This window comes from Rhodococcus gordoniae (assembly GCF_001646655.1).
In the GTDB taxonomy this organism is placed as follows: Bacteria; Actinomycetota; Actinomycetes; order Mycobacteriales; family Mycobacteriaceae; genus Rhodococcus; species Rhodococcus gordoniae.
Map to the genome: position 1 here is coordinate 1 of NZ_LPZN01000023.1, position 11,928 is coordinate 11,928.

Sequence of the window (11,928 nt, forward strand, 5' to 3'; positions counted from 1 at the left end):
CGGTTCGCGCTCGGTGGCGCGGCGGACGAAGGCGTCGAGTTCGGGCGGCACCCCGTCGATCGCCGAACTCGGATCGGGCACGTCCTTCTCCACCCGCTGGTACGCCACCGACAGCGAGGTGTCGCCGGTGAAGGGGGTGCGGCCGGTGAGCATCTCGTACACGAGCACACCGGTCGAGTAGACGTCGCTGCGTGCGTCCGCGCTGCCGACGGTGACCTGTTCGGGAGACAGATAGGCCGCAGTGCCGAGGATCACGCTGCGTGAGGTGGTGGTCGCGGCGGCGACGGCACGGACGAGCCCGAAATCGGCGATCTTCACCTCGCCGTTGCCGGAGACGAGGATGTTCTCGGGCTTGATGTCGCGGTGCACGAGACCTGCACGGTGCGCCACGGCCAGGGCACCGAGGACCGGCGCCGCCACCGCGGCCGCGGCGTGAGGCGGCATCGGGCCGCGTTCGCGCAGCAACTCGCGGAGGGTGCCACCTTCGACGAGCTCCATCACGAGGAAGACGTGATCGCCGTCCTGGCCCTGGTCGTACACCGCGACCAGCCCGGGATGGGTCAGCCGCGCGACGGACCTGGCCTCGAACTCGAACCGTGCCAGGAACTGGGGATCTGCCGCGAACTGCGGGTCCATGATCTTCACGGCGACAGGACGGTCGAGGCGCAGATCGGTGCCGCGGTAGACGGTCGACATGCCGCCCCGCGCGATCTGCGATTCGATGCGATAACGCCGGTCGAGCACGACGCCGACCAGTCGGTCGCCTCCAGCGGTCACCCGGTGTACCCCCGTGTCTCGTGCGTGATGGTGGGACGCCGGTACCCGGGCCTTCGAGGTATCGACGTGACGAAGGTCCGGCTCCGCGTGCGCGAAGTGATTTCGTCCCCGTCGATCGTAGCCAGCTCCCGTGGACGGTAGCCGCGTAGCCGCCCGCGCGGGCACAGCGATAACGTGGTGGGGTGAGTGCAATCCCTTACTGCGACGACGTTCTCGACCGCTCCGTCCCCGTGGTGCAGCTCGTCGACGTGGCGAAGACCCTCGGCGTCGCCATCTCGCGTGTCCACCAGATGGTGCGCGACCGGCAGCTGCTGGCGTTCAAACGCGACCGGGTGCCCGTGGTACCCGAGGCCTTCCTCGACGGAGAGGGGGACATCCTCAAGGGCCTTCCCGGTCTGATCGCGGTGCTGCACGACGGTGGTTACCAGGACGACGAGATCCTGCGGTGGTTGTTCGACGAGGACGATTCTCTTCCCGGCGGAAACCCCGTGGCCGCGATGCACACGCAATCCGCGCGCGAGGTGATGCGGCGGGCGCAGGCGCTCGCCTTCTGACCCCCCGGCTCTCTCCGGGGTCAGCGGTGCCGGAACAGTGAACCGGTGACGTACTCGGTGAGCATCACCGCGGCGCGCGTGCGGCGAGGAACCGTCGCACGCCGGTCGAGCACCCGGAACCCGCTGCGTTCGACCTCGTCGAGGATCCGCCCGTAGAGCGTGAACGCGGTGCGGATGCCCGGCCGGATCCGGTCGGGGAGTAGCGCCAGGCCGGGCTCGGCCCTGCGGTACTCGGCACGGGTCAGCGCGACCGCGTGGGCGAGAGCCCGGCGGACCCGCGGATCGACCACCCCGGTGCGTCTGCCCTCGCGCAGCAGGTCGAGGTCGACCCCGAACGCCGACCACACTTCGAGCGGGATGTAGACGCGTCCGCGTTCGAGGTCTTCTCCCACGTCGCGGATGAAGTTGGTGAGCTGGAACGCTTCGCCGAGTGCGGCGGCGGCCGGCGCGGCCGCCGGATCGTCGACTCCGAACACGGGAAGCAGTTCGAGCCCGATCACGGCCGCGGAGCCGTACATGTACTCGCGCAATTCCTCCATCGTCCGATAGTGGGACCGGAATTCGGGGGTGCCCGGCACGTCCATGCGCATGGACCGGATGAATGCCTCGAAGTAGTCGATCGGGATGCCGTACTGCCCGATCGTGTCGGCGAGTGCGCGGACCACCAGCCCGGTGTCGTCGAGCGGGCCCGGATCGCCCGCGAGCGCGGCGTGCAACCGGGCGCGCGCGTCGTCGACACCGCGGATCGCGGCTTCCGGGTCGTCCACCGCGGTGACGTCGACGATGTCGTCGACATGCCTCGCGAATCCGTAGAGCGCGTGGACGGCGCTTCTGCGCGGGGCCGGCAGCAACCGGGTGGCGAGGTTGTAGGTGCGTCCGTGCTCTGCGGTGAGCTCGGCGCAGTAGGCATAGGCCCGGGCGAGGTCGTCGGTCACGCTCCCGGCGGGACGATCAGGCACGGTCGTCCCGCGCAGCACCCGGGGGCGATGCCGGTCGCGGCCGCAGTCGCAGGCGCAGCGGATCGTAGGTGACCAGAGCGCGGGCCGCGACGATCGAGGCGAACACTGCGAGCGCGACGTGCGCCAGGTTGTACATGCCGATCGACCCGTCGGGGTTGAAGATCAACATGAGCCAGGTCGACAGTGCGACGAGCACCATGAGGAGCCGGGGCGACATCGCGAAGGCCGCGGCGACCGCGAGCGGCCACGAGTAGTACCAGGGCAGTGCGGCGGGCGACAGCAGAGTCACGGCGGTCAGTGCCACGACGATCCCGAAGACCGCGTCGCGTTCGGTGCGGCGGAATCGCCACCACGCCCACACGAGGATCACCACCAGCGCGATCGCGCAGAGCATGCGCGTGATGTCGAGGATCGAGCCGAGACGCCACGGGGTGATCCACGTGACGACGTGGGCCATCATCGTCGGCAACGACAACCAGTTGATGATCTTCGACGAACCGGACAAGGCGGTGAGCCAGCCGATACCGACCCCGGCGAGCAGCGAGGTGCCACCGAAGACCGCGGCGAACACGAGAAGTCCGAGTCCGGTCGCTTTGGCGAACAGACGGACCGGCGCTGCGGGCTCGCGTCCCTCGGCGCGCGCACGGTCGCGTTCGTGGACCATCCACACCCACACCAGGAAGGGCAACGCCAACCCCGCCGTGGCCTTGATCGCGGCGCCGAGCGAGACCAGCGCGATGCCGCCGAGATGGCGGCCCTCGAGGACCAGCACGATGCCGGCGATCATGAGACCGACCATCAGCAGCTCGTTGTGCACGCCCCCGACGAGGTGGATCAGCACGAGCGGGTTCAGAACCGCGAGCCACAGGGCGATCGAGGGATTGCCGCCCATGCGGCGCGCGAGTTTCGGCACGGCCCACGCCATGAGCGCCAGGCCGGGAAGCATGGTCAGGCGCCACAACCACGTTCCCGTCACCACATTGTCGTCGGTGATGGACGTGATGCCCGCACCGAGGAGCAGGTGGACGGGTCCGTAGGGGGTGGTGGTGGTCGTCCACACGTTGCTGACGTTGTCGAGCAGGACACCCGGATTGACCACCGGCCCCACCGCGTACGGATCGAAGCCGTCGCGCAACAGCGCGCCCTGGGCGAGATAGGAATACGCGTCGCGGCTGAACATCGGTGTGGCGAACAGCAGGGGAGCGGTCCACGCGGGCAGCACCGTCCACAGATCGCGTACCGTCACGAGCCCGGCGAGGGCGGCCCGGCCGAGGCGCACCCACGCGCCGATCATGACGAGCACGCCGATCCACAGGATGATCGTCGAGAGCAACTGGCCGTGGCCGAAGCGCAGCCACGACAGGTAGATGCCCTCGAGCAGCGGATCGACCCGGCGGACGCTGCCCGCCCCGAAACTGCCGAAGGTCATGAACACCGCGCCGCACGCGCCGAGCAGCGCGGCATTGCCGGCGGGACTCCTCAGGAAGGCATACTTCGAAGGCTCACGTGCCGGTGCGGCCGTCCCCTCCGGCGCGGGCGAGGTCTGCGACTCGGCGTCGGGCGAGGCAGGGGACGACATCGGTACGGTTCCTCCCCCGTGGACGTGGATGCGCGGCGCGCAGATGCTGGCGAACGAGGACAGTTTAGTGGAGACGCGAGGCGCACTGCGCCCGGTATCGCCGCTCCCGCGGAAGTGCCCCCGTGTCACCGCGCGCGCGGAACACCGAGCCGTTCGGCGGCGAGTCTTCCGGACAACAGCACCGTGGGTACACCCACACCGGGCACCGTCGCCGAACCCGCGAGCACCACGCCGGGAACGGCCGGGTCGAGATTGCGTCGCCGGAACGGTCCCGTCTGGCGGAAGACGTGCGCGCTCGAGAACGGGCTGCCCGCCTGCATACCACGAGCGTGCCAGGTCCCGGGTGTGTCGATGTGGTCGACGCGGAACCCGTCCGTGATCCCGCCGTATCCGCGGCGGTCGAGGACGTCGAGCAGCTCGTTGCGATAGGGCACCGCGAGTTCCGCCCAGGCGAGCGGTGCGCTGTCGAGGTTCGGGCACGGCGCCAGCACCGACAACGGCTCGTGTTCGACGCCCTCGCGGGTGAACCGCAGGCCGGGATCGGACAGTGCGGGCCGGGTGATCAGTAGTGACGGATCGGACATCAGGCGGCCGCGTCCGCGGCTGCGGGTGATCTCGGCGAAGGTGCGGTTCCATGCGGCGCCGAAGTCGATCACATGGTGGTGTTGCGCCGCCCAGCCGCCACTCACCGCGGTGGGGACAGATCCGTGCAGCACCACCGCCGAGGGCGCGGCCAGCGTGCGACGGCGCCGGCGGCGTGGCAGCACGGCGTCGACGACCGGGGTATCGGGGGTCAGGACGGCCGCGTCGCACGGGAAACGATGCCCGTCGCGGGTGCGGACACCGTCGATCCGGCCGCCGGTGACATCGACCGAGGTCACCTCCCGGCCGAGTTCGAGCCGCCCACCGGCCTCGACGAACGCCGCGGCCATCGCGCGGGCGACCGACCGCATACCGCCGTCCACCGCGTACACACCCATCGAGGTGTCCATGTGGGCGATGGCTCCGTAGACCGCGAGGGCCCGTGCCGGAGCGACACCGGCGTACAGCGCCTGGAAGGTGAAGACGCGGCGCAGGCGAGGGTCGGTGATCCTGCGGTTCACCTGCGCGCCCAGCCTGCCGAACCCGCCCAGGCGGAGAAGGCGCACCAGATCGCGCACGGCGGCGGGCGACGAGACCAAGTCGAACGGCGAGTCGAAGTTCGCGTCCATGAAACGGTCGAATTCCGCCTCGAAGATGTCGGCGAGCCAGGACCGCAACCGCAGATAGCGTTGTGCTTCGTCGGGCCCGCACACCCGGGAGATCTCCGCGACCATGGCATCGGGATCCGAGTGCACATCGATCGAGGTGCCGTCGGCGAAGCGCGCGTGATAGGCGGGGGAGAGCTGCCGGGTGCGGAGCGCCGGACGGACGGAGTCCCGGTCGGCGCCCACCGCGGCGAGCGCGTCGTCGATCAACTCGGGCATCGTCAGCACGGTGGCGCCGTTGTCGATCTCGTAGCCCGGCCCGTGATAGCTGCCGACCCGGCCACCGACGTCGTCGGCGCGTTCGAGCACCGTCACGTCCTTGCCGCCGCCACGCAGGTGCAGAGCCGCCGACAGGCCGGCGAGCCCCGCGCCGACCACCACGACCTTCTCGACGCCGGAAACCGTCCGCACCGGTCTCACGCCACCCGGCGGGTCGCCGCGACCGCCGAGTCGCGCAGGAGGGCCTTGCCCTCCTGCGTGGCACCGGACGATTCGAGAGCCTCGAACGCGCTGTCGGTCAACGCGGTGATGCGGTCCTCGATCCGGGCGACGGCACCGAGATCGACGAGCACGGAGCGGAGCTGCTCGACCTGCGAGTCGGACAGGTCGGTGCCGATCGAGGTGCGCAACAACTCGGCCGCTGCCGGATCGGAGCCGTCGGCGGTCTCGAGGGCCAGCGCGTACAGGACCGTGCGTTTGCCGGAGCGCAGGTCGTCGCCCGAGGGCTTGCCGGTGACCTCCGGGTCGCCGAAGACCCCGAGCAGGTCGTCGCGCAACTGGAACGCCAGGCCGATGTCGGTGCCGAAGCGGCGGTAGGCATCGATCAGGTCGTCGTCGGCGCCGGCGAGGGCGGCGCCGATATGCAGGGGACGTTCGATCGTGTACGCCGCCGTCTTGAACCGGTTCACCCGCGTCGCGGCCTCCACCGATTCGTCCGCCGCCACCTCGTTGGCGATGTCGAGATACTGCCCGCCGAGCACCTCGGTGCGCATCGCGGCCCAGACCGGCGTCACCCGCGCGACGGTCTCGGGTGCGAGCCCGGACGAGTGCAGCATGTCGTCCGCCCACACCAGGGCGAGATCGCCGAGCAGGATCGCGACGGATTCGCCGAACTGCTCTGCCTTGCCGTGCCAGCCGGCCTTCCGGTGCTGCTCGGTGAACTCGACGTGCACGGTGGGGAACCCGCGGCGCGTGGTGGAGGCATCGATGATGTCGTCGTGGACGAGCGCCGCGGCCTGCACGAGTTCGAGCGCGGAGCATGCCTGCAGGACGGCCTCTGCGTCCGGGCCCGTCGGATCCCCGCCGGCGCCGAGCCAGCCCGTCCACGCGAAACGCGGACGGACCCGCTTGCCGCCGCGGAGCACGAATGCTTCGAGTCTGTCGACGGCCTGCCGGTAGCCACCGCCCACGGAGTCGATCAACGCGGCGCGTGAGGCGAAGAACTGCCGGAGGGAGTCCTCCACACGGTGGGGGAGCTGCTCGGCAAGCAAGTGATCGGCGCCGGTAGACAGGACGGAACCTCCAGGTCGATGGTGACGGCACCTCGGAGACGAGTGGAGCCGGGGCGCCGCGACCAGCCTATCCGCACTCTCGGATCGTCGCCGGTAGCGCCCGCCGCAGCGGCGCCACCTATGCTGGACCGGTGACAAGCGACTTCGTCAGGGCAACCGAGGACGGCGGGATTTCTCGGACCCCGTCGATCGTGGACCGTCTCGGGTCCGCGCGTTCGGGCCGCATTCCGTTCTCCGTCGAGTTCTCCCCGCCTCGCGACGCCGAGGCCGAGGGACGACTGTGGCGTGCCGTGCGGACGTTCGAGCGTCTCGGCCCGGCCTTCGTATCGATGACCTACGGCGCCGGGGGATCCACCCGCGACCGTACGGTTCGGGTCACCGGACGCCTCGCCGAGGAGACCACCCTGCTGCCGGTCGCGCACCTCACGGCCGTCGGGCACAGCATCGACGAACTGCGCGCGATGGTCGGTGCCTACGCCGATCGCGGTATCACCAACATCCTGGCCCTGCGCGGCGACCCGCCGGGTAATCCGCTCGGCGAGTGGGAGAAGCATCCGGAGGGCCTCGAGTACGCCGACGAGCTCGTCCGGTTGGTGCGCGACCTCGGCGACTTCCACGTCGGCGTCGCGTCCTTCCCCGAAGGGCACCACCGGTCCCCGGACCTCGATCACGACACCCGCTATCTCGTGCAGAAGCTGCGCGCGGGCGCCGAGTACTCGATCACCCAGATGTTCTTCGACGTCGAGCACTACCTGCGTCTGCGCGACCGGGTCGTGGCCCACGACGCCGAGCAGGGGCTCAAGCCGATCATCCCCGAGATCATGCCGATCACGTCGCTGCGCTCGGCGCGGCGCAGCCTGGAACTGTCGGGTTCGCAGCTGCCGCCCGTACTCGAGGAGCGCCTGCGGCGGGCGGCGGGCGACGGTCCCGAGGAGGACCGGGCGGCAGTACGCGAGGTGGGCATCGAGGTCGCCACGGAGATGTGCGAGCGTCTGATCTCCGAGGGTGCGCCGTGCCTGCACTTCATCACGCTCAACTTCGCCCGCGCGACCGGCGAGGTGCTCACCCGCCTCGGCTACGAACTCGAGGCTCCCGCCGCGGTGCAGCCGGCCTGAACCGTCCCCGTCCCGGCCCCGGTCAGGGGAGGGTGCGGGCCTTCCACGACGCTCGTCCGCTCCGCCGTGCCCGAATCGACGACGCCGTGAGCGCGCCGAAGGCCAGGATCGAGGCGGGGTGGGCCGCGGCGTCCAGCAGGTCGCCGGCGAGACGGTCGGGGGCGTCCGGGTGCCGCCGGCCTCCCCGTTCGGTCGTTCGAGCGAGCAGTCGCGACAGCACTCCCGCGGCGGTCCCGGCCAGGCCCCAGCGTCGCGTCCGCGCGTCTCCGAGTAGGGACGCGGCCGGAGGCACGAGATACGCGACGAGATACAGCGCCACGACCGCGGCAGCCCCGGCGGGAGAGCCGAACGCCGACCACAGCCAGCGCGTGTAGCCGCCCACCAGCGCGCGGGGTCCGTCGTACATCCGGCACGACGCGAGTCGGCCCGCGGCCGCGACCGTGGTGCGTTCTCCGGTGCGGCGTAGCGCCCGGGCGAGATCGAGATCCTCCGTGGGACTCGCCGCGACCGCCGCGTGCCCGCCGATCGCGGCGTAGGCCCGGGCGTCGAAGACGAGGAACTGCCCGCACGCGACCGCCATGGACGGCCGGCGGGTGCGGTGCGAGACCGCGACGGGCAGCAGTGAGAACCACGACCAGAACAGCAGGGGTTGCACGAGGCGCTCGAGCGCAGACCCGGTCCGCTGGTACGGAAACGGCGAGACGAGCGCTGCATTCCGGCGGCGCAGCAGGGTGACGGCGGCGGCGAGCGCATCGGGCGCGAGCCGGACGTCGGCGTCGACGAACAGGACGACTCCCTCGTCCACCACCGAGCCGGCGTGAGTGACCGCTGCGGCGCACGCGGCCGCCTTGCCGGTCCAGCCGGCGGCAGGCGGGTCCGTCGACCGGACGACGGTGATGCGCTCGTCTCCCTCCGCAGCAGCTGCGGCGAGGTCGGCCGTGCCGTCGGACGAATCGTCGTCGAAGACGATCACGCGCAGGGCGCGCAGTCCTCGTTGTGCCCGCAGGTCGGAGACGATCGCACCGATGCGCGGGGCCTCGTCGCGGGCGGGAACGACGACGGTGACCTGCTCGTCGACGACCGGGCCCGGCGCGAGACGGGGGAGCGCGAACCGGTTCGCGACGGCGACCGCCGCGCCGTAGGAGGCGACGAGGGCGCCACCGCTGACGAGCCGCTCCCACGGGGTGGGGGCCGGTCCGCGCGACAGGCCGGTCAGGACCGTGTCCCGCTCGTCGCCGACCACCGCGGCGCCGGATTGCGGGTGAACCAGGCCGTGCCCGCGATGATCAGCGTGACCCCGAAGACGGCTCCGGCCATGATCCCGGCCCAGCCCGCGAAACCGCGCGTGTTGGGATCCGCGTAGCGCACCTCCGCCCGGAGGCTGCTGACCTCACCGGCCGGGAGCTTCCAGGTCACGATCGAATCCGACTCGCGGGTGCCGTTGGTGGTCGCCACCCGGGCCGGGAACGCGATGGTGAACTGGACGTCCGTGCCCTGCGACGGGGCGGACTCGAGGTCCACACGTCCGTTCAGGGCCACGAGGTCGCCGGAACGCTGCAGGTTGAGCTGGAACATGCCCGCGCTCTGGTCGGACATCGTCGCGAGCTGCTGGACATCGCCGAAGGTGAGGTCGTTGAAGAAGACCTGGCTCCCCACGTAGCCGTCCTGCGAGTACTCCTGCACCCGCACCTTCCCGGCCAGAGCCGAAGGGGCGGTGAGCTCGGGGCCGGGATCGTTCTCGTCGGCGGGAATGGTCGCGGCGACGATCTGCCCCGACACGCGGTCGTCGGAGGAGATCCCCATGGTCGCCTGCACGCGCAGGCAACCGGTGAGGAGCGGAACGGCGAGGAGCACGAGCCCCACGACCGCGACGACACGACGGCGGACGGACATGGTGGACGACTGCACGGAGAACATGGTGCCAGGCACGGTCATCCTCGTCGGTTGTTCGGGTCGCTCGCGGCGAGTCGTGCCTCGACCGGCTCCGGGCCGGATCCACTCGCGCCGCGTCCGCGGACGAGCGAGACCAGCAGGGGAACGCCCAGCACACCCATGACGACCAGCCCGTACAGCGCCGAATAGCGGAGCTCGGGGGTGTCGAGAAAGACACTGTGGGCGAGGGCCGAACCGAGCCACGTCCACAGGAACAACGCGATCGGCACACCGTCGTGCCGGGGCGTGTCGGGGCGGTCCGAACGGGAGTCGACGAGGACGAGCACGGTCGCCATGATCGCGGCGACGAGGAGCCAGCCCGCATAGTTGGTGAGCGGGATGTGCCCGATCCCGGGCAGGCCGCCGGCATTGCACCACGACCAGTGACCGTCCGCGACCATCTGGGGGTCGAGGAAGAGATCCCATCCGAGCATGCCGACGGTGACCGCCGCGACCCGGCCGGGACCGTTGCGGACGAGGCGCGAGGCCACGCACCACACGGGGTACAGACCCGCCGACCAGGCCAGCGGTACCACGAGCGGAACGTCGAGGGCCGCCGGCCCGAGACGGTCGGTGACATAGCTGTAGCAGCCGTAGGGGTAGCCGGTCATCGTGCCGACCACCTCGGACAGGTATCCGATACCGGCCGAACTCACGAACAGGACGACGGCGAAGGTGGGACCGCGGTTCAGCGCCGCATGGACGAGGCAGGCTGCGGTGAGCAGTGTGACGACCGCGACGGTCGCGGCGTCCCGGGCGTCACCCTCGGTGAGGGGATAGGCGATCTGGGCGAGGACCGCGGCGACGGCCGGGACGACGGGAAGGATCGTCCGCCATCGGGCCGGGTGGGCCGGGGCAGGCGCGTAGGTCTCGGTCATCGCGACACCCAGCCCTTCATGCGATCCATGATGCCGCCCCTGGCGTCGGCGAGGGCGACGCGGGCGGCGTTGCGTCCGCTCGCGCCGGAGACACCGCCGCCGGGATGCGTCGAGGCGCCGGTGAGGTAGAGGCCGGGCGCGTCGGGCACCCGATAGCCCGACAGCTCCGGCAGCGGCCGCCACAGGAACATCTGGTCCAGCGACATCTCCACGTGCATGACGTTCCCGCCGAGCAGTCCGAGTTCGCGCTCGATGTCGGCGGGGGTCTGTACGTGGCAATGTTCGACGCCGGCGGTGAAACCGGGAGATCGCGTCTCCATCTCCGCGAGGATGCGATCGGTCTCCGATCGGGCGATGTCCTCCCAGCGTCGCCCGCCCCGCAGCGCGTACGGATGCCATTGGGACCACAGTGTGATCTGGTGTTTGCCGGCGGGCGCGATCGTCGGATCGAGTGCCGAGAAGCTCATCGCGAGAACCGCCGGTCGCGGGGGCAGGTCTCCCGCCATCGCGGCACCGTGGGCCGCCCGCAGGTGGGCGCGGTCGTCGACGAGCAGTTGCAGACCCGAGGTGGTCAGCTCCGGTTCGTCGCACCCGCGGTAGTGCGGCAGCGAATCGGTGCCCAGCCGCAGGACCATGCCGATGCCCGGGCCGACCCGCATGCTGCGCCGCCAGCCTTCGAGCCGGCCGCGGTCGTATCCGCCGCGGTCGAGCAGCTCCAGTGTGGTGAGGACGTGACAGCCGGCGACGACCCTGCGGGCCCGCACGGAGCGTCCCGATGCGGTGCGCACGGTCCACAGATCGCCGGAGCGGCCGATCTCCGTGACGGCGTCGCCGCAGGTCACCGTGCCGCCATCGGAACGCAGTCGGGACAGCAGCGCCTGGGTCAGCGCGCCGCTCCCGCCGACCGCGCGGCCCGGCGGAAGGGTGTGCATGAGGGCCGCGAAGCCCACCATCGCCGCGGTGCCCGGTTCGGACATGGGCGGTCCGGACTGCGCACCGAACCAGGCCAGTGCCGCTTTCAGGGGTTCGTCGTCGAAGTATTCGTCGAGCAGGCTGTCGCCGGTGGTGAGAAAACGGCGGGACAGGGCGCTGCCGCCTTCCCCGGCGTCGAGACCCCAGAACGAGGACAGCAGATGCCGGCCGGTCGGGGGATGGGTGAACGACTTCATCACCGCCGCGCTGCGCGGGCCCCAGTCCTGCACGAATCGGCGGTACGCGTCGGCTTCCCGGCGCCCGCACGCGGCCTCGACGGACGCGCAGGTCCGGTCGAGATCGCGGTGGAACACGATGCCGGGGCGGTCGGTGCCTGCGGGCGGCGGCGCGTACGCCCACGGGTCGCAGTCGATGTAGCGCAGTCCGTGGGCGGCGAGATCGAG

The 11,928-nt window shown here is 71.0% G+C and carries 11 protein-coding genes; 2 read left to right on the forward strand and 9 right to left on the reverse strand.

Annotated features, from left to right (window positions below):
- Positions 1-777: protein kinase domain-containing protein (locus tag A8G18_RS11705; RefSeq protein WP_157100850.1), on the reverse strand; the 777-nt coding region annotated here is incomplete at its 3' end.
- 182 nt (positions 778-959) lie between these two features.
- On the opposite strand from A8G18_RS11705, the gene A8G18_RS11710 reads away from it, so the two are divergent.
- Positions 960-1,331 carry an Rv2175c family DNA-binding protein gene (locus A8G18_RS11710; protein ID WP_245207852.1) on the forward strand — a complete coding sequence of 124 codons (372 nt, stop codon included), beginning with the start codon at positions 960-962 and terminating at the stop codon, positions 1,329-1,331.
- Between the two features lie 20 nt (positions 1,332-1,351).
- Here the strand turns inward: A8G18_RS11710 and A8G18_RS11715 are convergent, their stop codons facing one another.
- The 4 genes from A8G18_RS11715 to A8G18_RS11730 all read right to left on the reverse strand — a co-directional run bounded on the left by A8G18_RS11715 (position 1,352) and on the right by A8G18_RS11730 (position 6,579).
- Complete coding sequence (locus A8G18_RS11715) at positions 1,352-2,266, reverse strand: phytoene/squalene synthase family protein (RefSeq protein ID WP_064064016.1); 915 nt, start codon at positions 2,264-2,266, stop codon at positions 1,352-1,354.
- Between the two features lie 16 nt (positions 2,267-2,282).
- The gene (locus tag A8G18_RS11720; protein WP_207213499.1) at positions 2,283-3,869 is read right to left on the reverse strand and encodes an alpha-(1->6)-mannopyranosyltransferase A; all 1,587 of its coding nucleotides are present in this window, start codon (positions 3,867-3,869) and stop codon (positions 2,283-2,285) included.
- A gap of 125 nt (positions 3,870-3,994) precedes the next feature.
- The gene (crtI, locus tag A8G18_RS11725) at positions 3,995-5,527 is read right to left on the reverse strand and encodes a phytoene desaturase family protein (protein WP_064064012.1); all 1,533 of its coding nucleotides are present in this window, start codon (positions 5,525-5,527) and stop codon (positions 3,995-3,997) included.
- Between the two features lie 5 nt (positions 5,528-5,532).
- Positions 5,533-6,579, reverse strand: a complete 1,047-nt coding sequence (locus tag A8G18_RS11730; protein WP_064064013.1) for a polyprenyl synthetase family protein — start codon at positions 6,577-6,579, stop codon at positions 5,533-5,535.
- A gap of 218 nt (positions 6,580-6,797) precedes the next feature.
- Between A8G18_RS11730 and metF the strand changes: the two genes are divergently transcribed.
- The gene (gene metF, locus A8G18_RS11735) at positions 6,798-7,742 is read left to right on the forward strand and encodes a methylenetetrahydrofolate reductase [NAD(P)H] (protein WP_172506108.1); all 945 of its coding nucleotides are present in this window, start codon (positions 6,798-6,800) and stop codon (positions 7,740-7,742) included.
- Positions 7,743-7,764: 22 nt separating this feature from the next.
- Here metF and A8G18_RS11740 read toward each other — a convergent pair whose 3' ends face one another.
- The 4 genes from A8G18_RS11740 to A8G18_RS11755 all read right to left on the reverse strand — a co-directional run.
- Positions 7,765-8,985 carry a glycosyltransferase family 2 protein gene (locus tag A8G18_RS11740; RefSeq protein WP_084421728.1) on the reverse strand — a complete coding sequence of 407 codons (1,221 nt, stop codon included), beginning with the start codon at positions 8,983-8,985 and terminating at the stop codon, positions 7,765-7,767.
- Positions 8,955-9,677: an LppM family (lipo)protein gene (locus A8G18_RS11745; protein WP_016934567.1), complete on the reverse strand. Its 723-nt coding sequence runs from the start codon at positions 9,675-9,677 to the stop codon at positions 8,955-8,957. The genes A8G18_RS11740 and A8G18_RS11745 overlap by 31 nt, the downstream gene beginning before the upstream one ends.
- Positions 9,674-10,552: a carotenoid biosynthesis protein gene (locus A8G18_RS11750; protein WP_064064014.1), complete on the reverse strand. Its 879-nt coding sequence runs from the start codon at positions 10,550-10,552 to the stop codon at positions 9,674-9,676. The genes A8G18_RS11745 and A8G18_RS11750 overlap by 4 nt, the downstream gene beginning before the upstream one ends.
- Positions 10,549-11,928: phytoene desaturase family protein (locus A8G18_RS11755; RefSeq protein WP_064064015.1), on the reverse strand; the 1,380-nt coding region annotated here is incomplete at its 5' end. The genes A8G18_RS11755 and A8G18_RS11750, both read right to left, overlap by 4 nt.